Here is a 25,367-nt window from a genome sequence, read left to right as displayed (position 1 = left end):
AGCTCACCACCTGGATTCGAAGCCGACCGTGCCCTGGTGCGAGGTGAGCTCCTTGCGGAACTTGCCGTCGTAGTTGATGTAGAGTCGCGCCGTGTTGGTCAGGCTGAGCGAGGCCGAGCCACCCGTGTCCATGCCGTAACGGCTCTCGCCAATGCCGGGCAACGACGATGCTCTGGGTCCCGAGGCTGACCTGCACCGATCCCAGGTTCTGGTAGAAATTGTCGACGAACTTGCCATAGGCCGACAGGTCCAGGAGCTTCTGGTCGAAGATGAAATATCGCCCGATCTCCGCCCCGATCATCACGCGTGCGCGCGAGAGCGCCGTCGAGCCCACATTGAGCGGATCGAGCCCGCCGGCCTCCTGGAACGCTGCGCTGGTGGCGCGTACATATTCCAGCGCTCCTTTGGGCACGATGCGCATCTGATCCCTGGTCCAGTAGTAACTGACCTCGGTCAGCGCGCCGTCGACCGCGGCGCGATAACCGGCGGTGGCAAGGCCGAAGCCGGTATCGCGGCTGGAATGGACCCTGCCGAAACCATGTACCACCGCGAATGCCCAGGTCCACGGGCCCTTGTCGACCGAGCCGTTGAAGCCGAGTTGGGTTAGGTCGAGCGTTGCCGACTGCAGCGCGAGCGGCACGTCGATGTCGGTGTGGCTCTGATCGATGGAGAAGCCGATGTTGACCCCCGGCGCAATCCGCGCGCCGAAGCCGGCGACACCGCCAAAGGTTTTGCGCTTGTCGCCGACGAAGTCGCCTTGGGCCTCGGTGCGGACCGAGACGTCGTAGCCCTCCAACCAGGTGCGGTAGCGGGGATCTTCCGTGCTTGCGGACGCGCCGCCTCCGCCGGGATTGGTCCGGAACGACCGGTTGAAACCACTGGAGGCCTGGTTGCCCAGCCGCTCCAGAAATCCCGAACCGGAATTGAGCATGCTGTTGCCGGCCGACTGATTGTAATTGGTCGAGGTGGGCATCGGGACCGGGGCCGGCGACGGCGTGGGTGTCGCGGTCGGGGTCGGCGTGGGGGTCGCGGTCGGCGTCGGCGTCGGGGTCGGCGTGGGCGTCGGAGTTTGCGCGAGGACGGAGGCCGCCGCCCACATTGTCACGACCAGCGTGACCGCCACGGCCGCAAGGGCTTTGGCAATCGCTGCCGCGATCCCCCGGACCCGGTCCAGCCCGATCTGCCGTATCCCGGTGGGCCGCGAGGTGCAGCGCATGACGACTAATCCCGAAGTAAAGGGCGTCCGCAAAAATGCAACACGAGCGGCTCGCGTGTGCGGCGATTTGTGCCGAACTGCCACGGAGGGTCAACCTGTTGGCACGCCGTTACCGAGCCTATTGCCTCGATTGTGGTTCCGCGGCCACAGGTCGCAAATAGCAGACAACGGCACCCGCCCCGCTCTTGAAAATCGCGCGCGGCTTGCTAACGCGCGATTTTCATGTTGCAATATCCGACACAATCGGAATTGGCCGCTCGGCTGTGCGTTTCGCGACGATGAGACTCGAACAGACTTCCGGAAGCCCGTTTGTGGCGTGGCACGCGAAAAGCGGCCGCGTCTTTTTTCTATCTAGTGGAGGAGACTGAGGATGCCGCAAAAGGGCACCGTCAAATGGTTCAACCCGACCAAGGGCTATGGGTTCATCAAGCCGAATGGTGGCGACAAGGACGTGTTCGTCCACATCTCCGCCGTCGAGCGCGCCGGACTCTCGACCCTCAACGAGAACCAGGTGGTTGAATACGACCTCGTGGAGAATCGCGGCAAATCATCCGCGGAGAACCTCAAGGTCTCCTGACTTCTCTCGCCACGCGCGAGAGATCATGACGTTGCCCCCGGCTCTGCCGGGGGATTTTGTTTGGGGAGACGAAACGCAAATGCGCTTCAGCTCACCACCGGCGCAACCAGAAAATTCTCCGTCGCAGAGCTGCCCGCGGTCTTGCAGACATCGCCCTCGATCCGGACCTTGCCGGTCGCGAGCAGCCGCAGCGACTCGGGATAGATGCGGTGCTCGACTTCAAGGATGCGCTCCGACAGCGTGTCCGCGGTGTCGTGGTCGCCGACGGGAACCGCGCCCTGCATCACGATCGGGCCGGCATCGGTCTCGGGGATCACGAAGTGCACCGTCGCGCCCGACAGCTTCACGCCGGCGCGCAGGGCCTGGCCGTGCGGGTCGAGGCCGGGGAACGACGGCAGCAGCGAGGGATGGATGTTGAGCAACCGCCCGTACCAGGCTTTGGTGAACTCGGCCGTGAACAGGCGCATGAAGCCGGCGAGGCAGATCAGCTCGATGCCGTGCTGGTCGAGGGCGGCCTGCAGCACCTTCTCGAACCCGGCGCGGTCCTTGCCGAACGGCTTGCTCTCGATCACCAGCGTGTTGACCCCGCTCGCCTTGGCCCGTTCGAGCCCGGGCGCATCGGCCTTGTTCGAGATGACGAGCGAGATCTCCGCCGGGAAATCCGCGCCAGCGGCTGCCTTGATCAGCGCGGCCATGTTGGAGCCGCGACCGGAGATCAGGATGGCGACGCGGCGCTTCATCACAGCGCCAGATCGAGGTGACCGTTATAGACGACGCGATGCTCGCCCTCGGCCGGAATCACGGTGCCGAGCCGCGCCACGGTCTCGCCGGCGTCCGTGAACACCTGGATCACCTTGTCGACCTTGTCGGGGTCGACGATCGCGATCATGCCGATGCCGCAGTTGAAGGTCCGCAGCATCTCCAACTCGGCAATGCCGGCCTGCGCCGCCAGCCATTTGAACACCGGGAGCACCGGCAGCCGCGCGAGGTCAATGCCGACGCCGAGATTCTGCGGCAGCACGCGCGGAATATTGTCGGTGAAGCCGCCGCCCGTGATATGGGCGAGCCCCTTCACCGCGCCGGTCTCGCGGATCGCCCGCAGGCAGGATTTGACGTAGAGCTTGGTCGGCGTCAGCAGCGCGCCGCCGAGCGTCATGACGGGCGCGAACGGCGCCTGGGCCTCGAAGCCGATGCCGGATTGTTCCACGATCTTGCGCACGAGTGAGAAGCCGTTCGAGTGCACCCCCGACGACGCGAGGCCGATCACGGCGTCGCCCGCGGCGATATCCTTGCGCGGCAACAAGGTACCGCGCTCAGCGGCGCCGACGGCAAAGCCGCCGAGGTCGTAATCGCCGTCCTTGTAGAGGCCGGGCATCTCGGCCGTCTCGCCGCCGATCAGGGCGCAGCCGGATTCGCGGCAGCCTTCGGCAACGCCCGCGACGATCGCGGCCGTGGCCTCCGGGTCGAGCTTGCCGCAGGCGAAATAGTCGAGGAAGAACAGCGGCTCGGCGCCCTGCACCACGAGATCGTTGACGCTCATGGCGACGAGGTCGATGCCGATCCCGCCGTGCAGGCCGGTCTCGATCGCGATCTTCACCTTGGTTCCGACGCCATCGGTGGCGGCAACCAGGACAGGGTCTTTGAAGCCGGCGGCCTTGAGATCGAACAGGCCGCCGAAGCCGCCGATCTCGGCATCCGCGCCCGGCCGCGCGGTGGCGCGCACCATGGGCTTGATCAGGTCGACCAGGCGGTTGCCCGCGTCGATATCGACGCCTGAATCGGCGTAAGTGAGGCCGTTTTTGCGGTCGGTCATGCCCGATTTCCAGTGGGTTTGCGGCTGGTTACGTCGAATTCCGGGGACGCGCAATGGCTCGCAAGGCGCTCCTCCCTATACTATGTAGACATATCAACCGGTTCAGCCTCCGACGGGCCGGATTTGAGGTGAGACCGGTGCCGGGAAGCGCTGCGTGAGTATTCCGAACATCATTACCCTGGGCCGCATCATGCTGGTCCCAATCATCGTCTGGGCCATCGTGTCCAGCCAAATGGAGGTGGCGTTTGCCGTCTTCCTGATTGCGGGCATCAGCGACGCCGTCGACGGCTTCCTGGCCAAGCGCTTCAATATGGCGAGCGAGCTCGGTGCCCTGCTGGATCCGCTCGCCGACAAGGCGCTGCTGGTGTCGATCTACCTGGCGCTCGGCATCTGGGGCGACATCCCGCGATGGGTCGTGATCCTTGTTGTGTCGCGCGATATCATGATCGTCGCAGCCGTGATCGTGTCCTGGCTGTTCGACAAGCCGGTCGAGATGAAGCCATCGAAAGTATCCAAGCTAAACACAGCCGCCCAGGTCGCCTACGCCGCCCTGGTGCTGGCGTCTCTTGCCTTCGGCTTCAGGCCTGAGCCCTATGATATGATCATGATGGGCCTCGTCACGGTCTTCACGCTCTCCTCCGTGTCGCTCTACCTCGTCGAGTGGCTGCGGCACATGAGCACGATCGAGGCCAAATGAGATGGGACGCGGCCCCGCAAAAGGCCAACTCCCGCTCGATCAAGTCGAATCTCGTCAAACCAAGCCGGCGCGCCGGCACGGAGCAAAGCTAGCGTGGCAGGCCGCGTTCACCCCCGACAATTGGCATTCTCGCTTCCGCATGCGGAGAGCCTCAGCCGGGACAATTTCCTCGAAGGCCCTGCCAACGCCGCCGGCCTCGGCTTGATCGACGGCTGGCCGGAATGGCCGAACCGCATCATGTGGCTGGCCGGGCCCGAAGGCAGCGGGAAGAGCCATCTCGCCGCGATCTGGGCCGAGGAGGCCGGCGCTCGGTCGACCACCGCCAATGCTCTCACCGCTGCGGGCGTTCCGACCGCGCTCGCCACCGGTGCCCTGGTGGTCGAGGATCTCAGGGCGAAAAATTTTGACGAACGCGCCCTCTTCCACCTGATGAATCTCGCCCGCGAGGACGGCGCCTTCGTCCTCTTCACCGGACGTGACGCACCGGCCTCGCTCGATATCGAGCTCCGCGACCTGCGCTCGCGGCTGCGCGCCGTGCCTGTGGTCACGCTGCTGACGCCCGACGACCAGCTGTTCCGCGGCCTCATCGTCAAATTCTGCGCCGATCGCCAGCTCATTGTGGACGAGAGCGTGGTCGGCTACCTCGCCACCCGGCTGGAGCGGTCCTCGGCGGCGGCCCGGCAGGCAGTGGAATTGCTCGACAGCGAGGCCCTGCGCCTCGGCCGGCCCGTCACCCGGGCCCTGGCCGCCGAGCTGCTGCGGGACGCCTGACCCTCGCCCGGTCCTCACACTGCTTGACGGCGCGGAGCGGCGGAACATCAATGTCATCGAAACGTCATCGCTCTAACACATGCTCCCGCCGGTTTTGCGCATAAGTCGCAAATTGGGGTGAACTGGATGGATCGACCTCTCATGGACTCTGCGCAAGCCGTTGAAATCAAAGAAAAAGCCGCGGAGACCGAGGGCCTCCCGGCGATCGCATCGAGCCCCGAACGGTTCATTAACCGCGAACTGTCCTGGCTGCATTTCAACCGCCGCGTCCTGGAGGAATCGGTCAATCCGAGCCATCCGATGCTGGAACGGGTGCGATTCCTGTCGATTTCGGCAAACAACCTCGACGAATTCTTCATGGTCCGCGTCGCCGGCATCAAGGCACAGGTGCGCGAGGGCATCGCCGAGCGGAGCCCCGACGGCCTGACGCCGGCCGAGCAGCTCGCGCTGATCAACCGCACCGTGTCCCAGCTCGCCTCGGACCAGCAGGCGATCTGGCGCGACCTGCGCGGCACGCTGACCCACGTCGGCATCGTCCTGGTGGACGGCAAGGACGTCACCAAGCCGGAACGGACCTGGGTGGAGGACTACTTCCTCAACAACGTCTTCCCGCTGCTGACGCCGCTGGCGATCGACCCGGCCCACCCCTTCCCGTTCATTCCGAGCCTCGGCTTCACCATCGCGCTCCAGCTCACCCGCGCTGCCGACGGCAAGCAGATGAACGCGCTGATCCGCATGCCCGGCAAGATCGACCGCTTCATCCGCCTACCCTCCGAGGGCAAGGCCGTCAGGCTGATTTCGCTGGAACAGGCAACCGCCCTGTTCATCAACCGCCTGTTCCCCGGCTACAATTTGCGCGGCCAGGGCGCCTTCCGCATCATCCGCGACTCCGAGCTCGAAATCGAGGAAGAGGCCGAAGACCTCGTCCGCCTGTTCGAGACCGCGCTGAAGCGCCGCCGCCGCGGATCGGTGATCCGGCTCGAGATCGACGCCAAGATGCCCGAAGAGTTGCGCAACTTCGTGCAGCATGCGCTCTCGGCCGCCGACGACGAGGTGTTCCTGGTCGACGGCGTGCAGGCGATGAACGAGCTCTCGCAGCTCACCCGCCTAGATCGGCCCGACCTCGAATTCACCCCTTACGTGCCCCGCCATCCCGAGCGCGTTCGCGAGCATGGGGGCGACATCTTTGCCGCGATCCGGCAGAAGGACCTGATCGTCCACCATCCCTATGAATCCTTCGATGTCGTCGTCCAGTTCCTGCAGCAGGCCGCGCGCGACCCCGACGTCGTCGCGATCAAGCAGACGCTCTACCGCACCTCCAACAACTCGCCGATCGTGCGCGCGCTGGCGGAGGCTGCCGAAGCCGGCAAGTCCGTCACCGCGCTGATCGAGCTGAAGGCGCGCTTCGACGAGGAGGCCAACATCCGCTGGGCGCGCGACCTGGAGCGCGCCGGCGTGCAGGTCGTCTACGGCTTCCTCGAATTGAAGACGCACGCAAAGCTCTCGATGGTGGTCCGCCGTGAAAGCGGTAGCCTCACGACGTACGTTCACACCGGCACCGGCAACTACCACCCGGTCACCGCGCGTATCTATACCGATCTCTCCTACTTCACCTCGGATCCGACCATCGGCCGCGATGCGGCGCGCGTGTTCAACTTCATCACGGGCTATGCCGCGCCGAGCGATCTGGAAAAAATGGCGGTATCACCGCTGACGCTGCGCAAGCGCATCATCGAGCACATCCAGGGCGAGACCGCGCATGCGCGGCACGGCCGTCCCGGCGCGGTCTGGATGAAGATGAATGCGCTGGTCGATCCCGACATCATCGACGCGCTCTACGAGGCCTCGCAGGCCGGCGTGCAGGTCGAGCTGGTGGTGCGCGGCATCTGCTGCCTCAGGCCCGGCATTCCCGGCCTGTCGGAGAACATCCGCGTCAAGTCGATCATCGGACGCTTCCTGGAACACGGCCGAATCTACTGCTTCGGCATGGGTCAGGGCCTGCCGAGCGCGAAAGCGGCTGTGTATATCTCCTCGGCCGACATGATGCCGCGCAACCTCGACCGCCGCGTCGAGGTGCTGTGTCCGCTGCAAAATCCCACGGTGCATCAGCAGGTTCTCGAACAGATCATGGTCGCGAATCTGAAGGACAATGAGCAGAGCTGGCAGTTGTTGCCGGACGGTTCCTCAACGCGTATGAAGGCGGCGAAGGGCGAGGAGCCTTTCAACGTCCACAACTACTTCATGACAAATCCGAGTCTGTCTGGCCGTGGAAAGTCGCTCAAGGAATCCTCGCCGCGCCGTCTCACGCGCCGGAATGAACGTCATCACTCCTGATCCGGGATCCCTGACGTGACGCGGCCGCGCAAGCGCGGCGGCACTGTCGCGGTCATCGACATCGGTTCCAACTCGGTACGTCTCGTCGTTTACGAGGCGCTGGCGCGGAGCCTCATTCCGATCTTCAACGAAAAGACGCTGTGCGGCCTCGGGCGCGAGGTGCAGAGCACGGGCCTGCTCGCGCCCGATGCCGTCGACAAGGCGCTGACCTCGCTCAAGCGCTTCCGCGCGCTGTGCCGCGTGATGCAGGTCGGTCGGGTGTTCGCGATCGCCACTGCCGCCTGCCGCGACGCCTCCAACGGCCCCGACTTCATCGCGAAGGCCGAGCGCATCTGCGCCGTCAAGATCGAGATCCTGTCGGGTCCGCGCGAGGCGCGGCTGTCGGCGCTTGGCGTAATCTCCGGGATCCACCATCCCGACGGCATCGTCGGCGACCTCGGCGGCGGCTCGCTCGAGCTGATCGACGTGCGCAGGAACAGCGTGCGCAGCGGCGTCACGCTGCCGCTCGGCGGCCTCGCGCTGCAGGACCTCGCCCACAAATCGCTCAAGCGCGCCGACCGTATCGTGCGCGAGGAGCTCGACGAGGTGCAGCTGCTCACTGCCGGCCGCGGCCGCGCCTTCTACGCCGTCGGCGGCACCTGGCGCGCGCTCGCGCGCATCCACATCATCCAGAGCGGCTATCCGCTCCAGGTGATGCACGGCTATTCGATTTCCGCAGCCGAGGCGCTCGACTTTTCTCGCAGGCTGCGGCGTCTGGCGGCCGCCGACATGCTCGCCGACATCGAGATCGTCGCTGACGCACGCCGCCCGCTCCTCACCTATGCGGCCTTGGTGCTCGAGCACATCATCCGCGTGGCGAAGCCCAAGACGATCGTGTTCTCGACCTTCGGCGTGCGCGAGGGCCTCTTGCACGAGAAGCTGCCGGAGGCCGAGCGCAACAAGGACGGACTGATCTGCGCGGCGGAGGAGCTCAATGAGCTGCTGTCGCGCTCGGCCAGGCACGCCCGCGAGCTGATCGCCTGGACCGATCGCCTCGTGCGCGTGGTGAAGCTGCGCGAGACCGAGGAGGATCGCCGCCTGCGCCACACCGCCTGCCTGCTCTCCGACATCGGCTGGCGCGTGCACCCCGATCACCGGGGCGAGCAGACGCTCAGCCTCGTCGTCAACGGCAATTTCGGTGCGATCACCCACACCGAGCGCGCCTTCGTCGGCCTGTCGGTGTTCTATCGCTATGCGGGTCTCAGTGAGGAGAACCAGCCGCCGGTCACCATGCAGGAGCTGCTGACGCCGGCGCAGCTCGAGCGCGCCCGCCTGCTCGGCGCGGCGTTCCGCGTCGCGCATCTGATCTCGGCGGCGCGGCCGGGCGTCTTGACCGCCACGCATTTCCGTACCCAGGGCCGCAAATTGATGCTGGTGTTCGAGCACCGGCTCGTGGATCTCGTCGCCGACCGCGTCGGCAGCCGCTTCAAGCAGCTCGCTCGCCTTGTCGGACGCGCCGGCTCCATCGTCCGGCGCTAAAGAACTACTCCGCCGACGCCTTGGCGTGCCGCTCGGAGGATTCCAGCGCGGCCGCACTCAGGCTACGCCGTCGCCAGATCGTGCCGACGACCAGCACGACGACGACACCGAGCGCCGCACAGAGATATTCGCCGCCCGACCCGCCATGGCCGAATTGCAGCGGGATGCGCAAGCCGGCGAGGATCTTGTCCAGCGAGGCACCGAGCGGGCCGTCGAACAGCGTGTGCAGCCTCGGCGCCACGCCGGGGTCGGTCGCGATCACCTCGCCAGCGATCCAGCCGAGCAGCGCAGCACCGGCCCACACCAGCACCGGCAGCTTGGCGAGCAGCGCCATGATCAAGGCCGCACCGGCGACGATCAGGGGCACGCTGATGGCAAGGCCGAGGATCAGCAGCGGCACGCTGCCATTGGCGGCGGCGGCGACCGCAATGACGTTGTCGAGACTCATGACGATGTCGGCGACGACGACGATCTGCACCGCCTGCCACAGATGCGAGGCGGACTCGACGTCGTCCTCATCCTCGTTTTCCGGCACCAGCAGCTTGGCCGCAATCACGATCAGCGCGAGACCGCCGACGAGCTTGAGGTACGGGAGCTCCATCAGGCTCGCGACGATGCCGGTGAAGATGATCCGCAGCAGCACGGCCGCGCCGGCGCCCAGGATCATGCCCCAGAGCCGGTGCCGCGGCTTGAGGCCGCGGCAGGCAAGTGCGATCACCAGCGCGTTGTCGCCGGAGAGCAGGATGTTGATCCAGATGATCTTGCCGACCGCAATCCAGAACGTCGGCTCGGCCATCTCATTGCGGAACTGGGTGAAGAATGCCCCGATCGCAGCGGGATCGAAGATCTGCCAGAGCCAGTTCACAATGAGTCCTTATCCCCCGTCAACTTAAGTGTTTCGGCTGACGAATCAGCCGACGATCTCGTTGCCCGAGAAGAACTGCGCGATCTCGATCGCGGCGGTCTCCGGCGCGTCAGAACCGTGCACCGAATTCTCGCCGATCGACTTTGCGTAAAGCTTGCGGACGGTGCCTTCGGCGGCCTTTGCCGGATCGGTCGCGCCCATCACTTCGCGATACTTGGCGATCGCGCCCTCGCCCTCGAGCACCTGCACCACGACCGGGCCCGAAGTCATGAACTCGACGAGCTCGCCGAAGAACGGACGGGCCTTGTGGACTGCATAGAAGGTCTCGGCCTGTTCCTTGGTCATGCGGATGCGCTTCTGCGCGACGATGCGCAGGCCCGCCTTCTCGATCACGGCATTGACCGCGCCGGTCAGGTTACGCTCGGTCGCGTCGGGCTTGATGATCGAGAAAGTGCGTTCGATGGCCATTATCTTGTCCTTGGGAAGAAAGCGGTGGTTCGGAGTTGCGGGGGCTTATATCGGCGCCTTTGCCGGACGGCAAGCGACCGCCAGACACCCCACACGGGCGCTTCGCCGCAGGGCAGCCCAATCGGATTTTGGGTGAATTACCGAGATTTCACCCAGATGAACCGAATCTGAAGCCACCATTCAGGGTTTGGTTCAGCCTCGCTGGCGTAAGGTCGGGCTTATCGAAACCGAAGCTTGATCAAGGGCGGAACGTTTCGGCGGCCTTTCCATCGACGCGATAGCCCCGCGCCGGCAGTTTTGAGGAGATCACCATGTTGAGGAAACTTTCGCTTGCCGCCGTTGCCGCGGTCGCGCTGGGTGCCGCGCTGGCACCGACCTCGGCCTCCGCACATTGGCATGGCGGCGGCTGGGGCTGGCACGGAGGCGGCTGGCACCACGGCTACGGCTGGGGTGGCCCGCGCTTCTATGCCTATGCCCCCGTCTCCTACGGTTATGGCGGCTGCTACGTGCGCCGGCTGGTCCCGACCCCCTGGGGACCCCGCTGGCGGCTGATCAACCGCTGCTACTGAGCCCGACAGCACCTTCTTAAAGCACCTTCCAAAGGTACCTATGCCCCCCAGGTACCCCTCTGGAGAGGCCCCGGCGATCCCCCCCCCCCGCCGGGGCCTCATTTTGGGCAGCCAGGACGAGGACATACAATTTTTGCTAGAACGTCGGACATCCCCCGAGAACGGCGAAACCATTTGGGGGGCCAATGACTTCGCTCAACGAGGACGCCTCCGCCTACGACCACGTCCGCAAGCTGATGGGCGATGCGCCCGAAGCCAAGGTGCGGGCGCGCGCCGGCGCGATCGGCTTTTCGGGCAAGGCAGCCGACACCAAGGCCGGCAAATTGTCGGGCGGGGAGAAGGCGCGGCTCCTCCTCGGCCTTGCCACCTTCTTCGGCCCCAACATGATCATTTTGGACGAGCCGACCAACCATCTCGACATTGACAGCCGCGGCGCGCTCGCGGAGGCGATCAATGAATTTCCCGGCGCGGTGATCATGGTCTCGCACGATCGCTATTTGATCGAGGCCTGCGCCGAGCGGCTCTGGATCGTCGCCGACCGCACCGTCACCAATTACGAGGGCGACCTCGACGAGTACCGCCGTCTCGTTCTGTCGACGCGCAACGCCGAATCCGCCCCGCGCGAGCGCAGTGCTCCGAGCGAAAAACCGCAGCGCCCGAAATCGGACAATCGCGGCTCGCTGAAGAAGCGCATCGCGGAAGCCGAAGCCGAGATCGCCCGCGTCAGCGACATCATCGCCAAGATCGACACGGCGCTTGCCCTGCCCGACATTTTCACGCGCGATCCCAAGCAGGCCGCGCAACTGTCGAAGGCGCGCGCCAATGCCGCCGACGCGCTGGCGCGGGCGGAAGAGCAATGGCTAGAGGCGAGCACGCAGTTCGACGAGGCGGCGGGATAGTTTCAGAACCTCGGAAACAACCCCATGCACAGTCCCGGTTTTATGATACCTTACCATTTCCGTCTGTAATTGCTGGGCAATCATCCGGTCACCCCGGCTCCGGTCATGCCCCGATCGGATTGAACACCGGGCCGGTCCGCTGGCGCGGGATGCGCACGCCGCGCCGGGCGAGATCGCGCAACTGCGCGAACATCATCGCCGTCATCAATGCGTCGTTGAAGGCGTCATGCTGTCCGAGGGGCGGAATGCTGAGGTCGCGGAGGATTGCGGCGAATGACAGATCCACCGAGGTGTTTGGCGGCGCATCGCCGTATTTGCGGTCATAGTACAACCGCGACACCTCGATGCGTTCGTTGGGCAGTTCGATCCCCACCAGCGGCAGGATGTACTTGTCCAGCATGGCGACGTCGAAATCGACATAGTAGCCGATCAACGGGCGCGGCCCGATGAAGTGCAGAAGGCTCGGCAACACCTTCCAGACGATCGGCGCAGCCTCGACATCGGACCGGCGCAAGCGGTGAATCCTGATCGCCTCTGCCCCGAGCTCCCGGTCGGGATGGATGATGGCTTCGAAACGCGCGCTGGTCAAAATCCGGTTGCCGCGGATCTTGATCGCGGCGATGGCGACGACGTCGTCCGTTCGCACATTCAGGCCGGTGGTCTCGCAATCGATGACGACAAACTCGTCGTCAGGCGGGCGGTCGAACATGAAGCGATATGATTGGTCGCTCAGGGTTGCCTGGTGCAACAGTCGCTTGATCGCGCGAGGGAGCATTCTAGAACATGCCGAGCTTGAAATGATGACCGACGATCTCGCGAAACTTCTTCACCACCTGCAGTGCATCGCGCAAGAGATGGCGTTCCATGCTGGACAGGTGCGCCGGTCTCACCAGAGTCCCCGATGCACCGGCTGAGGCGGCCAGCTGCCCGTCGAGGCGAAGCATCAGCAAGAACCGGAAGGCCTGTTTCAGGTCGCGTCCGAAGTCCGCCTGCAGCACGCCGAGATCACAGAGCCGGGAGATGCGCTTGTCGGTGGAGGTCTCGCGCAGTCCCTGTCCGAGCGCCAGGCTGCGAACGCCGTGCACGATCGGGAAGATGCCGCCTTTCTTGAGATCGAGCGCGTCCCCCGTGCCCTCGGACATGATCAGATTGTTGAAGAGGCCGATCGGCGTCTCGAACGCGTCGACCGCGCGCGCAAAGTGGGCCATGAACGCCTGCTCACCACGAGTCATATCGATCAGCGCCGTCTTGGCATCGTCCAGCAGTTGCGGATCGCCCGCGATCGCCTGGGCATCGTAGATGATGGCCACATTCATGTGCGCGGCCTGGTCGGGAAGCACGATCCAGCGGCGCAGATCTGCAAGATAATCGGAGAGCGGGCGGGACCATTGCGGATTGCGCACCATGATGTCGCCGGGACAGGGCGGAAATCCGAAGCTTTCGAGAGCGACGAAGAATTCGTGACGGAACGCCTCCAGCACGTCATCTTGCACCGGCCCGGCCAGAATGAGGCCGTTGTCCTGGTCGGTGCGGACGGTCTGCTCTCCCCGCCCCTCGCTTCCCATCACGATCAGGCAGCTCCCGGTGCGCAGCTTCGCCGGCGCGACCATGTCGAACAGCCGTGACAGCAGGCGGCGGTTGAGATCGGAGACGATCTCCGCAATGACCTCCACCTTGACGCCCTGCCGCCGCAGCACGCGCGTTTGCGTCTCGATCTCGCGCGCCGCAATGGCTAGATCCTGCCGGCTTGAGGCGCGATCGATGCGGCCGGCGGTGACCTGGGCGCTTCCTGCCAGAAAGCCCAGCAGGTCGATCTCCTCCAGAATGCCGACGAGCTCCTCGCCCTCGCGCACCACCAGCCGCCGCTTGTTGTGCTTGGTCATCAGCAAGAGAGCCGAGGATACGAAATCGTCGCGTCGCAGAGACACGAGGTCGTAATTGGCGAGGGTGCCCACCGCCGTCTGGATGGACTGGCGCCCCAGCACCACCGCTTTCGACAGGTTCATGCCTGTGACGATGCCGATCCGCTCGCCGTCCCGGACGAACAGCGCATTGCTGTTGATCTCGCGCATCAGGTGTCCGGCGGCCTCGATCGTATCGCTGGCCGCCAGAAACACCGGCGGATGCAGGAACAATTCACCGACCTTGGCATGCATCAGCGAGCCATAGCGTCGTGCCTCCTCATCGTTGGCGAACTCGTCCAGCTTCTGGGAGATCTCGCGATAGAAGAAGGCGGCAAAGCGCGGATTGGTTTTGATCAGATCGAGCGCGACCTTCCTGGGGATCACGTAGCAGAGCGTCTCGTCGCGCGCGAAAAACTGGTGGCCGTTATGATCATGAACGAGCGCACGACTGTCGAACGTGTCCTTGGGCCCAAGCAATGCGAGCAGGTCGACCTCGCTCCGCTCCTCGACGATGCCCTTGATCACGACATAGAGCGCCTCCGCCGGAGCGTCCCGCCTGATGATCGCTTCTCCGGGACTGAAGTAGGCGATGTCGAGCGCGGCCCGCAACGTCTCGGCCTCGTTCGGCGTCAGACGATCGAACGGCGGGTTGCTGATATCGAACGCCTTGGGCATTTCGACCTTTCGACGACGCGGATCATCCGATGACCCGACGATCGACAATCAAACGATCAGCACCGGCGAGGCCAACTGGCCCAGCCGGTGCGAAGCGTTGTCCCGGGACCCTCGTTCAGTGAGCCGTCGCTGAAGCCGCGCCGATACCGGTCTGGGAGCGGACATATTGCGCATCAAAGCCGTCGCGATCGATCGCGGCGCGCTTGCTGCGATCCAGCATTGAAACCAGCCAGATCCCCGCGAAGGCGATGGCCATCGAGAACAGCGCCGGATTGTCCAGCTTGACAGGAGCCGAGCCCTTGGCGAAGCCGAGCGTCACCTCCCAGACCGCCGGCGAGAGCACCACGCCGACAACCGCGCTGACCAGACCGAGGAAGCCACCGATCACCGCTCCGCGCGTCGTCAGGCCCTTCCAGAAGATCGACATCACCAGTACGGGGAAATTGCAGGAGGCCGCGATGGCGAAAGCGAGACCGACCATGAAGGCGACGTTCTGGTTCTCGAACACGATGCCCAGGAAGATCGCGAGCACGCCGAGCACCAGTGTCGCAATCTTCGACACGCGGATCTCGTCCTGCTCGTTCGCGTTCCCGCCCTTGATCACCATGCCGTAGAGATCGTGGCTGATGGAGGACGCCCCCGCCAGAGCCAGCCCCGAGACGACGGCAAGGATGGTGGCGAAGGCGACGGCCGATATGAAGCCGAGGAACAGGTTGCCGCCGACGGCGTTCGCGAGGTGAATCGCCGCCATGTTGGAGCCGCCCTTGATTGCCGCGATTCCGCTCTTGGTCTTCTCGAGGATGCTCCCATCCAGGAACATCGCATCGGTCGACACCAGCGTGATCGCGCCAAATCCGATGATGAAGGTCAGGATATAGAAATAGCCGATGAAGCCGGTGGCGTAGAACACCGACTTGCGGGCGGCCTGGGCGTCCTTCACGGTGAAGAAGCGCATCAGGATGTGCGGCAGGCCCGCCGTTCCGAACATCAGCGCCAGGCCGAGCGAGATGGCCGAGAGCGGATTGGAAATCAGGGTACCGGGCTCCATGATCGCGAGCTTCTTGGGATGCACCTCGGTCGCCCTGGTGAACAGCGCTTCCGGGCTGAAGCCGAACTTGTAGAGGACGGCGCCGGCCATGAACGTCGCCCCCGAGAGCAAGAGCACCGCCTTGATGATCTGCACCCAGGTCGTCGCTTTCATGCCACCGAACGTCACGTAGATCATCATCAGGCCGCCGACCAGGACGACTGCGATCCAGTAATCGAGACCGAACAAAAGCTGGATCAGCTTGCCGGCCCCGACCATCTGCGCGATCAGGTAGAATGCAACGGTCACCAGCGAGCCGCATGCCGCCAGGATGCGGATCTCGGTCTGCCCCAAGCGAAACGACGTGACGTCGGCAAAGGTGAACTTTCCGAGGTTGCGCAACTGCTCGGCGATCAGGAAGGTGACGATCGGCCAGCCCACGAGCCAGCCGACCGAGTAGATCAGGCCGTCATAGCCCGAGGTGTAGACGAGACCGGATATGCCGAGGAACGACGCCGCCGACATGTAGTCGCCCGCGATCGCAAGCCCGTTCTGGAATCCCGTGATGCCGCCGCCGGCCGAGTAGAAATCCGCCGCCGAAGCGGTCCGTTTGGCGGCCCAATAGGTGATAACGAGCGTCAGGCCGACGAAGCCTACGAACATGCCGATGGCCGACCAGTTGGTCGCCTGCTTCGAGCCGCCTTCGACGGCGCCGGCGGCAAGCGCTATGGTGGGCAAGCTTGCAAGCAGAAATACCGATAGAAAAGCGAATCTCTTCACGAGCGGTTCTCCTCGACAATCTTGCGGATGAGCACGTCGTAGCTGGAATTGGCCTGACGGACGTAGATGCCCGTCAGCACAAAGGCGAGCACGATGACGGACAGTCCGATCGGAATACCGATCGTCGTCACGCCGCTGCCCAGCGGTATTCCCAGAAATTTGGGAGCGTAGGCCACCAGCAGGATGAAGCCGAAATAGATGACAAGCATGACCGCCGACAGCAGCCAGCCCAGCGACGAGCGCCGGCGCACGAGCTCCTGGTAATTCGGGTCGCGTTCAATCTTTGCGAGGTTGCTCACATTAATGATCCCTGGAATGTCCTCTGAAAATTCTTGCCATGACAGCAGCCCCTTCTCTCGGGGAGCGGTCCTAGCCTGCACTGCCGGCCGGCTGAGCTCCATGATCCAGATCAAGCGCGGTCGATCATGCGCGAATGAAGTCGACGCGGGGCCGTGAAGCGACGGCCCGGGGCGAGCACGCAATGGGACGAGACGGCGAGACGGGTCCCGCAATTCGATCATGCGGATCGGCGCGGGCCAGCAGCATGGGCGGCTGAAATGTCCCGTGTCGCTTCAGCACGTTTGCGGTTAGGTTGGACGCGATTTTGCGTCAGCGCTGAATTTTCATCGCAAGCGATTTCCGGTGCAGGCGATATGCAAGAGATCAAGGGATAACTTGAATGCCTACACCCGAACCGATCAAGTTCACCGCCGGCGCGGCCTAGAGCGCTTCATGGCGCCCTGGAGCCGGTTGGCCGGGACCCTTTTCCTGGACTGGCTGGCACCTGGCCCCGGATTGGCCTGGGCGGATATCGGTGCCGGCAACGGAGCGTTCACCGAGCTCCTTCTTGCGCACTGCACCCCTTCATCGAGCCAACGGTGCTCGCACGCAGGACATGGAGCTGCAATCCCAGTGCATCCGCCGCAGCCTGCATATCGCGCAGCTGATTGTCGGTCGTCGGATTGCTTGGGTTGACCAGAAACCCGATGTCCTTCGATGTCGGCAGCAATTCGTGCATCAACTCCAGCCGCTTCGAGACCACCTGCACGTTCAGTGACGTCACGCCTGTGACGTTTCCGGCCACCGGGCTGAGACTGGGCACGAGACCGATATTCACGGGGTCGCCGATCGTCGTGAACACGATCGGAATTGCTGCCGTCGCCTTCTTGGCCGCGAGCGCCGCCGGTGTCGTGAAGGCGACCAGCACAGCCGACTGCCGCTCAACCAGATCGGCAGCAAATGCCGGCAAATCGGTCGTACTGACCTTCAGCCCAGCGGTATTCGACTGAGAGATTCTGCCCGTCAACGAAGCCGAGTTCACCGATTCTCCGCAGGAGCGCGTTAGTCAGTGAGGCCCATCCCCGTGCACTGCCGCTGCCGAGAACGGCGACGACGGGCCTGCGCGCGGGTACTTGCGCCAACGAGAGGCTCGACCACGCCACCGTGCAGAGACAACCCATCTATGGATCGCAGGCAAGAGCCAGGCGCGCGCCAATCGCGCTGGCGCGGGGGACGAGCTCCTACGCGGCCGATTTCTTCTTCGGCTTCGGCTTGGCCGCCTTCGGCACGACCTGCGGCTCTGGATTGCCCTCGATCGAAGACAGGCGACCGGACGTGAAGGTGTAGATGCCGGCGCGCGGCCCGGTCGTCCAGGTGACGACGGCGACGCGACGGCCGGCGGCGTCATTGGAGAGATTGACGGTCGAGGGTGCACCGATGCCGCGCACCACGTCGCATTCGGTGTGGCCGAGCGCGACGGCGCCGCCCGCCGGGGCCGGTGCCGTCGTCGACGCATTGGCGTCAGCCGGACCGGACGCTGGCGCCATGCCGGGACAGGCGCCGTCGGCGCTGACGAGATCCTCAGCGCCCACCGGCTTGTTGGGGGTCAGCGGCGGCGACTCGATCGAGATATTCTTGATGAAGAGACGACCCGGCCTCTGGAACCATTCGGCATCCTTCGACAGCAGATCGGTCCCGCCGGAGCAGCCCGCGACCAGCGGTGCTACGGCAGCCAACGCAATTGCGAGCGAGCCGGGAAGCTTTTGATGTCGCACGATAAACTAAATTCCCCGCGTGAAGGACCAGCCCTAAGCGATTGTCCCAACATCACTTTGCGGCACGAAGGTGACAGAAGCGATCATCGCCCGAAAAGTGCAAATTATCATTAATACGAACGGCCGCTAATTTCGACGCTGCCAGCGGCCCCGCTCGTCGGCTTGCCAATAGGTGACATCAAATCCCCGCGCCTTGCAATCCGCCCAGGCGCTGCGGGCGGACGCGAGCGCATCCGGATCGTCGCCATTGAACAGCAGCACCATGCGCTCATAGCCCTGCGCGTCCTGCGGCAGCGCCGCATTGTCGACCAGGAAGCGGACATTGGCGCCGTTGGGATTGCCCTCCTCGATCGCCAGTACGATCGGCTGATCGGCGGCATCGTTCACCCGCCACGTCGCGTGCGGCAGGAAGGAATCGTCGCGATAGGTCCACAAATGCGCGTCGAGTGCGTCGGCGCGCTCCTCCGAGGTCGATTGCACCACGACGCGCCAACCGCGCTCGAGCGATTTCTCGAGAAGCGACGGCAACACGTTCTCCACAGTCATGTTTTGCAGATGGTAGAACAGCACTTCGGTCATTCGGTCACTTGCGCTCGTAATGGTCGGCCACCAGGCGGTCGAGCAGGCGCACGCCATAGCCGCTGCCCCAGCTCTGGTTGATGTCGGTCTTCGGCGCGCCCATGGCGGTGCCGGCGATGTCGAGATGCGCCCAGGGCACACCATCGACGAAGCGCTGCAGGAACTGCGCCGCGGTGATCGAGCCGCCGTGGCGGCCACCGGTGTTCTTCATATCGGCGAACTGGGAATCGATCAGCTTGTCGTATTCCGGGCCGAGCGGCAGGCGCCAGACCTTCTCTCCGCTCTCGATGCCGGCCGCGAGCAGGCGTTCGGCCAGTTCGTCGTTGTTGGAGAACATGCCGGCGTGTTCGGTGCCGAGCGCGACCACGATCGCACCCGTCAGCGTCGCCAGATCCACCATGAATTTCGGCTTGGTCTTCTTGGCGACGTACCAGAGCACGTCTGCGAGCACGAGGCGGCCTTCGGCGTCGGTGTTGATGATCTCGATGGTCTGGCCCGACATCGAGGTGACGATGTCGCCTGGCCGCTGCGCATTGCCGTCAGGCATGTTCTCGACGAGGCCGATGGCCCCGACTACGTTGGCGCGCGCCTTGCGCGCCGCCAGCGCGTGCATCAGGCCGACGACGCAGGCCGCCCCGCCCATGTCGCCCTTCATGTCCTCCATGCTGCCGGCCGGCTTGATCGAGATGCCGCCGGTGTCGAAACAAACGCCCTTGCCGACGAATGCGACCGGCGCCTCTCCCTTTCTGCCGCCGTCCCAGCGCATGATCACGGTGCGGCTCGGCCGCGCCGAACCCTGGCCGACGCCGAGCAGTGCGCCCATGCCGAGCTTCTGCATCGCCTTGACGTCGAGCACCTCGATCCTGACGCCGAGCTTGCGGAGCTGACCGGCGCGGCGCGCGAACTCCTCGGGGAACAGCACGTTCGGCGGCTCGTTGACGAGGTCGCGCGCGAGGACGACGCCGTCGACGACGTGGCCCGCCGGAGCAAACGCCTTGTTCGCGGCCGTGGCGTCGCCGACCGCAAGCGCGACGTCGGCGCGCGAGTCGCCCTCCTCGCCGTCCTTCTTCTTGGTCTTGTAGCGGTCGAACCTGTAGGCGCGCAGGCGAAGGCCCGAGGCGATCGCGACCGCCTGCTCGCTGGTCATGGCGCCCCCGGGCAATTCCGCCATGATGGTCATGGCGGCGGTTCCGGCGGTGAGCTTGCTCGCCGCCACGCCGCCGAATTTGAGGAAATCGCTCGTCTTCAGGCTCGCCGGCTTGCCGGCCCCGATCACCACCAGACGGGTGGCCTTCACGCCCTCTGGCGCCAGAATGTCCAGGGCAGCCCCGCTTTTGCCTTTGAAGCCGGCGGCGGAGGCCGCCCGCTTCACAAGATCGGCAGCGCTCCCGAGCGCCTTGGCCGTCGCCGGGCCGAGCTTCAGGCCGTCGTCGCAGAACACGACCAGGATGCCACGGGCGGCGGCAGACAACGGGACGAAGCCGACCTTGATGGCATCGGACATGGGTAACTCCTCCAAAACATGGGGCTTTTTGCCGATCGGCGGAGCCGGCCACAGGCCGGAGCTGAACGGCGATTCACCGGACTTTGCCCACTATGGGGCACCGGCCCGGCCGATGCCAAGCACCCGCCGTGGCCGCCAGGCCACAACGAGCGAAATATTAACCATATATTGGGGGCGCCACGGGGCAGCCATTTTGTTGACGGATCAAAGGGATGGTAGTGAGAGTGTGAGCCGGCGGAAGCGGTGGTTGCCCAACCTTGGGGGTCCCCTGACCGGGATTGGTTGGACAGCCGGAGCTCCGGCCGGCAGTGGGGCTTGGTGGGATTCGTGCGGTAGCGCATGGGGTCGATCGATAGGTATATTTTCCGCACGACGCTGGCGTCGTTTGCGCTGGTCCTGGTCAGCCTCACCGGCGTGATCTGGATTACGCAGGCGTTGCGCGGCATCGACCTGATGACGAGCCAGGGTCAGACCATCCTCACGTTCCTCGGCATCACCAGCCTCGTCATTCCGGCGCTGGTCCTGATCATCTCGCCGATCGCGCTGATGATCGCGATCTCGCACACGCTGAACAAGCTCGCGACCGATTCCGAGATCATCGTTATGAATGCCGCCGGCTTCTCGCCGTTCCGGCTGTTCTATCCGTTCTTCTACGCCACCTGCGTGGTGGCGCTGCTGGTCGCCTTCATCGCGGCCTATCTGGCGCCCGACGGCATGCGGCGGATCAAGCAGTGGGACGCCGAGATCACTGCCGACGTGCTCACCAACATCCTCCAGCCCGGCCGCTTCGCCCAGCTCGACAAGAACCTGACGATTCGCATTCGCGAGCGCAAGCCCGGCGGCATTCTCGAAGGCATCTTCATCGACGACCGCCGCGATCCGAACGAGCGCGTCTCGATCGTCGCCGAACAGGGCGAGGTCGTTAAGACCGAGAACGGCTCCTTCCTGGTGCTGAAGGACGGCAATCTGCAGCGTTTCGAGGCGGGCAAGCGCGATCCCGCGCTGGTGGCGTTCGGGCGCTACGGCTTCGACATGTCGAAGTTCGGCAACCAGGGCCGTGACGTCACGCTCGGCATTCGCGAGCGCTATCTGTGGGAGCTGTTCTCGCCGGCCGAGGATGATCCCGTCTACAGGCAGATTCCCGGGCAGTTCCGCTCGGCCCTGCATGACAGCCTGCTCGCACCGGTCTATCCCTTCGCCTTTGCCGTGCTGACCTTCGCCTTCCTGGGTGCGCCTCGCACCACCCGCCAGAGCCGCAACTTTTCGATCGGCTCCTCGATCCTCGCGGTGTTCGGCCTGCGCATGGTCGGCTTCGCCTGCTCGGTGATGGCCGTGAAATCGCCGGAGGCGGTGCTCGTTCAATATGCGATGGTCATGGGCGCCATAGGCATCGGGCTGTGGATGATCATCGGCGGCATCGTGGTCGAACCGCCCCCCGGTCTCATGGAGGCCATCAACAGGTCCAACGCGCGCATCGCGCGGTTGTTCGGACGGCCGGCCACCGCATGAGCATGCTCACCAACACCCTCGGGCGCTATTTCGCCGGCCGCTTCGTCGTCGCGGCGCTCGGCGTGTTCGCGAGCATCTTCCTGCTGCTGGTGCTGGTGGACTACATCGAGATGGTGCGCAAGACCTCCGGCCTCGCATCCGCCTCCGCGATCATGGTGGCCGAGACCTCGCTGTTCCGGGTGCCGCAGCTGCTGGAGAAGCTGACGCCGTTCTGCATGCTGATCGGCGCCATGACCTGCTATCTCGCCCTCTCCCGCCGGCTCGAGCTCGTGGTGGCGCGTGCCGCCGGCATCTCGGCCTGGCAGTTCATCTCGCCGGCGCTCGGCAGCGCGCTCCTGATCGGGGTCATCGCCACCGTCGCCTACAATCCGATGTCGGCCAATCTGCGCGAGCTCTCCAAACGCATGGAGGCCGAACTGTTCGGCTCGGCGCCCGGCGGCGGCATCCAGGACGCCTCCGGCTTCTGGCTCAACCAGGTGACCGACGACGGCCAGACCATCATCAACGCGGCGCGCAGCGAGCAGCAGGGTGTCCGGCTGACGGGGCTCACGCTGTTCCGGTTTGACACAGAGCAGCACTTCAAGGAACGGGTCGAGGCGCGCGAGGCGGAGCTCGAAGTCGGAAAGTGGATATTCAGGAACGTCCGCCGCTTCACGCTCGACGGGCCGCCGAGGGAGGAGTCGATTCTGGCGATTCCGACGACGTTGACCGAGGCCCAGGTCCGCAACAGCTTTTCCACACCCGAGACTGTGTCCTTTTGGCAACTACCGAGCTACATCCGTTCCTCCGAGAGCTCAGGCTTCGCGACAGCCGGCTATCGACTCCAGTATCAAAAGCTGTTGGCGCAGCCGTTTTTGCTCGCCGCCATGGTGATGCTCGCGGCCTCGGTGTCGTTGCGTTTCTTCCGGATGGGCGGCGTGCAGAAGATGGTTTTGAGTGGCGTGGGCGCAGGCTTTCTGCTCTACGTTCTGTCGAAAGTAACTGAGGACTTGAGCAAGGCTGAGTTGATGCATCCGATCGCTGCGGCGTGGTTGCCCGTTGTTGTGGGCGGCCTCACCGGCTTTTTGGCCTTGCTCTATCAGGAGGACGGTTAGTGACTGCCGTCCAACGAGGGCGCGTGTCTCGTTTGACGCGGCGTACTGTGGTGCGCGCGAACGGATGCGGCTTGTCCATTCGCAGGCTTCTGCTCGCCGTCATCACGGCAGCCTCGCTCGGCGGGCTGATCGACGTTGCCGCCGTGGCGCCCGCCTCCGCCCAAAGCTTCACCTACAATCCGCTGCCGCCGCGTCCGAAGCCGGCGAAGGTCGCCAACGACAACCAGATGCTGGTTCAGGCGACCGAGGTCGACTACGACTACAACAATTCGCGCGTCTCCGCGGTCGGCAACGTCCAGCTGTTCTACAACGGCACCAGCGTCGAGGCCGACAGGGTCATCTACGACCAGAAGACCAAGCGGCTACATGCCGAAGGCAACATCCGCATGACGGATGCCGACGGCAAGATCACCTATGCCGAGATCATGGATCTGTCCGACGACTACCGTGACGGTTTCGTCGATTCGCTGCGCGTGGACACCGCCGACCAGACCCGCATGGCCGCGAGCCGCGCCGACCGCTCCAGTGGCAACTACACGGTGTTCGAGAACGGCGTCTACACGGCCTGCGCACCGTGTAAGGACGACCCGAAGAAGCCGCCGCTGTGGCAGGTCAAGGGTGCCCGCATCATCCACGACCAGCAGGAGAAGATGCTGTATTTCGAGACGGCGCAGCTCGAGTTCTTCGGCGTGCCGCTCGCCTACATGCCGTATTTCTCGACGCCCGATCCGACCGTGAAGCGCAAGAGCGGCTTCCTGATGCCCGGCTACTTCCCCGGCACCACGAACACCGGCGCCGGCGCCGAAGTTCCCTATTATTGGGCGATCGCGCCCGATATGGACGCGACCATCACGCCGCGCTTCCTGTCGCGCCAGGGCGTGCTGCTGCAGGGCGAATTCCGCCAGCGCCTGATCGACGGCGCCTATCAGATCCGGGCCTATGGCATCGACCAGCTCGACCCCGGCGCATTCGCGGGGCAGCCCGGCGACCGCCAGTTCCGCGGCGCCGTGGACACCAAGGGTCAGTTCGCGCTGAACGACAAATGGGTCTGGGGCTGGGAAGGCGTCCTGATGTCCGACTACTATTTCTTCTCGGACTATCGTCTGGCGCAATACCGCGATCCGCTCGGCTCGTTCCTGAACCTGCCGACCGACGCGCTGTCGCAGCTCTATCTGACCGGCGTCGGCAACCGCAGCTTCTTCGACGCTCGCACGATGTACTGGCTGAGCTACTCGGGCAACCAGGACAAGGTTCCGGTCGTCTACCCCGTGATCGACTATTCGAACGTGCTCAACTATCCGGTGTTCGGCGGCGAGTTCAGCTACAGGACCAATTTCGTGAACCTGTCGCGTGAGAACGCGGTGTTCGACCCCATCACGACGCTGGCCAACACCAGCGGCCTGTGCACCACCGCCTCGGCCGATCCGCTCGCGCGGACGCCGTCGCAGTGCCTGCTGCGCGGCTTCCCCGGCACCTACACCCGCCTCACCGCCGAAGCGCAGTGGCGCAAGTCCTACACCGATCCGTTCGGCGAGATCTGGACGCCGTTCGCGAGCCTGCGCGCCGACGCGATCAACTCCTCGGTCTCCAACCAGCCGGGGGTGTCGAACTATCTGCCGGTCGGTGACACCCAGGCATTCCGCCTGATGCCGACCGTCGGCCTCGAATACCGCTATCCGTTCATCAACGTTCAGCCCTGGGGCTCGACCACCATCGAGCCGATCGCGCAGATCATCATCCGCCAGAACGAGACCTATGCCGGCAAGCTGCCGAACGAAGACGCGCAGAGCATGGTGTTCGACGCCTCGAACCTGTTCAGCGTCGACAAGTTCTCCGGCTACGACCGCGTCGAGGGCGGCGGCCGCGCCAATGTCGGCGTGCAGTCCACCACGCAGTTCGACAGGGGCGGCGCCGTCAAGGTGCTGTTCGGCGAGTCCTACCAGCTGTTCGGCCTGAACTCCTTCGCGGTCCAGGACTCCATCAACACCGGCCTGGATTCCGGCCTCGACAAGCAGCGCTCGGATTACGTCGCAAGCGCCAGCTACTCCCCCAACCGGACCTACACCTTCAGTGTCCGCTCCCGCATGGACGAGCAGACCTGGAACGTGGAGCGCTTCGAGGCCGAAGGCCGCGCCAATTTCGATCGCTGGTCGGTCAGCATGCTGTATGGCAATTACGCATCGCAGCCCGAGCTCGGCTATCTGACCCGCCGCGAAGGCATCCTCACCACCGGCTCGCTGAAGGTCGCGAGCAACTGGGTGGTGACGGGGTCGGCCCGCTGGGATCTCGAGGCCAACAAGATCAACCAATATGTGCTCGGCGCCGGCTATGTCGACGATTGCTTCGTGCTGGCGGCGAACTATGTAACCTCGTACGCCTACTCCGCGGGCACGACGCCGCCCACGCTGAGCCACGCGTTCATGTTCCAGATCGGACTGCGCACGCTGGCGACCTCGTCGACGACCAGCAGTTCCGCCGGCGGCTTCCAGTGAACGGTGTGAAGTGACGGCCGCG

Annotated in this window: 21 protein-coding genes and 2 pseudogenes; 10 read left to right on the top strand and 13 right to left on the bottom strand. The window is 64.6% G+C overall.

Annotation, left to right across the window (positions count from 1 at the left end; genetic code table 11):
• Positions 1-3 precede the first annotated feature (3 nt).
• Positions 4-1,216 (bottom strand): annotated as a pseudogene (locus tag ACNJYB_RS17825) (autotransporter outer membrane beta-barrel domain-containing protein).
• A gap of 370 nt (positions 1,217-1,586) precedes the next feature.
• Between ACNJYB_RS17825 and ACNJYB_RS17820 the strand changes: the two are divergent.
• Positions 1,587-1,793: a cold-shock protein gene (locus tag ACNJYB_RS17820; protein WP_008551638.1), complete on the top strand. Its 207-nt coding sequence runs from the start codon at positions 1,587-1,589 to the stop codon at positions 1,791-1,793.
• Positions 1,794-1,879: 86 nt separating this feature from the next.
• On the opposite strand, the gene purN is transcribed toward ACNJYB_RS17820, so the two are convergent.
• Both purN and purM read right to left on the bottom strand, forming a co-directional pair.
• Positions 1,880-2,533, bottom strand: a complete 654-nt coding sequence (purN, locus tag ACNJYB_RS17815) for a phosphoribosylglycinamide formyltransferase (protein WP_439375125.1) — start codon at positions 2,531-2,533, stop codon at positions 1,880-1,882.
• Positions 2,533-3,606 carry a phosphoribosylformylglycinamidine cyclo-ligase gene (gene purM / locus ACNJYB_RS17810; RefSeq protein ID WP_439375124.1) on the bottom strand — a complete coding sequence of 358 codons (1,074 nt, stop codon included), beginning with the start codon at positions 3,604-3,606 and terminating at the stop codon, positions 2,533-2,535. Before purM ends, purN begins: the two co-directional genes overlap by 1 nt.
• A 154-nt stretch (positions 3,607-3,760) precedes the next feature.
• On the opposite strand from purM, the gene ACNJYB_RS17805 reads away from it, so the two are divergent.
• The 4 genes from ACNJYB_RS17805 (at position 3,761) to ppx (ending at position 8,926) form a co-directional block, all read left to right on the top strand.
• Positions 3,761-4,303 (top strand): CDP-alcohol phosphatidyltransferase family protein, encoded by a 543-nt coding sequence (locus ACNJYB_RS17805; RefSeq protein ID WP_439375123.1) that lies wholly within the window; start codon positions 3,761-3,763, stop codon positions 4,301-4,303.
• Between the two features lie 93 nt (positions 4,304-4,396).
• Positions 4,397-5,074 (top strand): chromosomal replication initiator DnaA, encoded by a 678-nt coding sequence (locus ACNJYB_RS17800; protein WP_439375122.1) that lies wholly within the window; start codon positions 4,397-4,399, stop codon positions 5,072-5,074.
• Between the two features lie 141 nt (positions 5,075-5,215).
• Positions 5,216-7,408, top strand: a complete 2,193-nt coding sequence (locus ACNJYB_RS17795; protein ID WP_439375121.1) for an RNA degradosome polyphosphate kinase — start codon at positions 5,216-5,218, stop codon at positions 7,406-7,408.
• A gap of 15 nt (positions 7,409-7,423) precedes the next feature.
• Positions 7,424-8,926 (top strand): exopolyphosphatase, encoded by a 1,503-nt coding sequence (gene ppx / locus ACNJYB_RS17790; protein ID WP_439375120.1) that lies wholly within the window; start codon positions 7,424-7,426, stop codon positions 8,924-8,926.
• Positions 8,927-8,930: 4 nt separating this feature from the next.
• On the opposite strand, the gene ACNJYB_RS17785 is transcribed toward ppx, so the two are convergent.
• Together ACNJYB_RS17785 and ndk are read right to left on the bottom strand one after the other, a co-directional pair.
• A complete protein-coding gene (locus tag ACNJYB_RS17785; protein WP_439375119.1) occupies positions 8,931-9,791 on the bottom strand; it encodes a TerC family protein in 861 nt (286 codons plus the stop codon).
• A gap of 45 nt (positions 9,792-9,836) precedes the next feature.
• Positions 9,837-10,259 (bottom strand): nucleoside-diphosphate kinase, encoded by a 423-nt coding sequence (ndk, locus tag ACNJYB_RS17780; protein WP_439375118.1) that lies wholly within the window; start codon positions 10,257-10,259, stop codon positions 9,837-9,839.
• 311 nt (positions 10,260-10,570) lie between these two features.
• On the opposite strand from ndk, the gene ACNJYB_RS17775 reads away from it, so the two are divergent.
• Both ACNJYB_RS17775 and ACNJYB_RS17770 read left to right on the top strand, forming a co-directional pair.
• Positions 10,571-10,828, top strand: a complete 258-nt coding sequence (locus ACNJYB_RS17775; protein ID WP_439375117.1) for a sulfur globule protein precursor — start codon at positions 10,571-10,573, stop codon at positions 10,826-10,828.
• A 185-nt stretch (positions 10,829-11,013) separates the two neighbouring features.
• Positions 11,014-11,727, top strand: a pseudogene (locus ACNJYB_RS17770) (ATP-binding cassette domain-containing protein); the annotation flags it as partial.
• A 103-nt stretch (positions 11,728-11,830) separates the two neighbouring features.
• Here ACNJYB_RS17770 and ACNJYB_RS17765 read toward each other — a convergent pair.
• The 8 genes from ACNJYB_RS17765 to ACNJYB_RS17730 form a co-directional block, all read right to left on the bottom strand.
• Positions 11,831-12,436, bottom strand: coding sequence for a 3'-5' exonuclease (locus tag ACNJYB_RS17765; RefSeq protein WP_439375116.1), 606 nt, complete (start codon positions 12,434-12,436; stop codon positions 11,831-11,833).
• A 67-nt stretch (positions 12,437-12,503) separates the two neighbouring features.
• Complete coding sequence (locus ACNJYB_RS17760) at positions 12,504-14,306, bottom strand: putative nucleotidyltransferase substrate binding domain-containing protein (protein ID WP_439375115.1); 1,803 nt, start codon at positions 14,304-14,306, stop codon at positions 12,504-12,506.
• 115 nt (positions 14,307-14,421) lie between these two features.
• Positions 14,422-16,113, bottom strand: coding sequence for a cation acetate symporter (locus tag ACNJYB_RS17755; RefSeq protein WP_439375114.1), 1,692 nt, complete (start codon positions 16,111-16,113; stop codon positions 14,422-14,424).
• Positions 16,110-16,412, bottom strand: coding sequence for a DUF485 domain-containing protein (locus ACNJYB_RS17750; protein ID WP_220003512.1), 303 nt, complete (start codon positions 16,410-16,412; stop codon positions 16,110-16,112). Before ACNJYB_RS17750 ends, ACNJYB_RS17755 begins: the two co-directional genes overlap by 4 nt.
• Before the next feature lie 533 nt (positions 16,413-16,945).
• Positions 16,946-17,434 (bottom strand): ABC transporter substrate binding protein, encoded by a 489-nt coding sequence (locus ACNJYB_RS17745; RefSeq protein ID WP_439375113.1) that lies wholly within the window; start codon positions 17,432-17,434, stop codon positions 16,946-16,948.
• 199 nt (positions 17,435-17,633) lie between these two features.
• Positions 17,634-18,128 (bottom strand): hypothetical protein, encoded by a 495-nt coding sequence (locus ACNJYB_RS17740; RefSeq protein WP_439375585.1) that lies wholly within the window; start codon positions 18,126-18,128, stop codon positions 17,634-17,636.
• Positions 18,129-18,293: 165 nt separating this feature from the next.
• The gene (locus ACNJYB_RS17735; RefSeq protein ID WP_439375112.1) at positions 18,294-18,746 is read right to left on the bottom strand and encodes a DNA polymerase III subunit chi; all 453 of its coding nucleotides are present in this window, start codon (positions 18,744-18,746) and stop codon (positions 18,294-18,296) included.
• Between the two features lie 4 nt (positions 18,747-18,750).
• Positions 18,751-20,250 (bottom strand): leucyl aminopeptidase, encoded by a 1,500-nt coding sequence (locus ACNJYB_RS17730; protein ID WP_439375111.1) that lies wholly within the window; start codon positions 20,248-20,250, stop codon positions 18,751-18,753.
• 339 nt (positions 20,251-20,589) lie between these two features.
• On the opposite strand from ACNJYB_RS17730, the gene lptF reads away from it, so the two are divergent.
• The 3 genes from lptF to ACNJYB_RS17715 are packed head-to-tail and all read left to right on the top strand — an operon-like array spanning position 20,590 to position 25,345.
• Positions 20,590-21,759: an LPS export ABC transporter permease LptF gene (gene lptF, locus ACNJYB_RS17725; protein WP_439375110.1), complete on the top strand. Its 1,170-nt coding sequence runs from the start codon at positions 20,590-20,592 to the stop codon at positions 21,757-21,759.
• Entirely contained in the window at positions 21,756-22,853 is a 1,098-nt protein-coding gene (lptG, locus tag ACNJYB_RS17720; protein ID WP_439375109.1) for an LPS export ABC transporter permease LptG, read from the top strand. Before lptF ends, lptG begins: the two co-directional genes overlap by 4 nt.
• On the top strand, positions 22,853-25,345 hold the full coding sequence (locus ACNJYB_RS17715; RefSeq protein WP_439375108.1) for an LPS-assembly protein LptD: 2,493 nt from the start codon (positions 22,853-22,855) through the stop codon (positions 25,343-25,345). Before lptG ends, ACNJYB_RS17715 begins: the two co-directional genes overlap by 1 nt.
• Positions 25,346-25,367 lie beyond the last annotated feature (22 nt).

This window comes from Bradyrhizobium sp. SMVTL-02, assembly GCF_051853005.1.
GTDB lineage: Bacteria > Pseudomonadota > Alphaproteobacteria > Rhizobiales > Xanthobacteraceae > Bradyrhizobium.
The sequence above is the reverse complement of the archived record's forward strand: the minus strand, read 5'-3'. Positions and strand labels throughout refer to the sequence as shown.

Excerpts from the sequence above, each read along its gene's own strand:
- ndk (WP_439375118.1), bottom strand. The coding sequence starts at position 10,259 with ATGGCCATCGAACGCACTTTCTCGATCATCAAGCCCGACGCGACCGAG.
- ACNJYB_RS17760 (WP_439375115.1), bottom strand. The coding sequence starts at position 14,306 with ATGCCCAAGGCGTTCGATATCAGCAACCCGCCGTTCGATCGTCTGACG.
- purM (WP_439375124.1), bottom strand. The coding sequence starts at position 3,606 with ATGACCGACCGCAAAAACGGCCTCACTTACGCCGATTCAGGCGTCGAT.
- ACNJYB_RS17735 (WP_439375112.1), bottom strand. The coding sequence starts at position 18,746 with ATGACCGAAGTGCTGTTCTACCATCTGCAAAACATGACTGTGGAGAAC.
- ACNJYB_RS17820 (WP_008551638.1), top strand. The coding sequence starts at position 1,587 with ATGCCGCAAAAGGGCACCGTCAAATGGTTCAACCCGACCAAGGGCTAT.
- ACNJYB_RS17795 (WP_439375121.1), top strand. The coding sequence starts at position 5,216 with ATGGACTCTGCGCAAGCCGTTGAAATCAAAGAAAAAGCCGCGGAGACC.
- lptG (WP_439375109.1), top strand. The coding sequence starts at position 21,756 with ATGAGCATGCTCACCAACACCCTCGGGCGCTATTTCGCCGGCCGCTTC.
- ACNJYB_RS17765 (WP_439375116.1), bottom strand. The coding sequence starts at position 12,436 with ATGTTCGACCGCCCGCCTGACGACGAGTTTGTCGTCATCGATTGCGAG.
- ACNJYB_RS17775 (WP_439375117.1), top strand. The coding sequence starts at position 10,571 with ATGTTGAGGAAACTTTCGCTTGCCGCCGTTGCCGCGGTCGCGCTGGGT.
- purN (WP_439375125.1), bottom strand. The coding sequence starts at position 2,533 with ATGAAGCGCCGCGTCGCCATCCTGATCTCCGGTCGCGGCTCCAACATG.
- ACNJYB_RS17730 (WP_439375111.1), bottom strand. The coding sequence starts at position 20,250 with ATGTCCGATGCCATCAAGGTCGGCTTCGTCCCGTTGTCTGCCGCCGCC.
- lptF (WP_439375110.1), top strand. The coding sequence starts at position 20,590 with ATGGGGTCGATCGATAGGTATATTTTCCGCACGACGCTGGCGTCGTTT.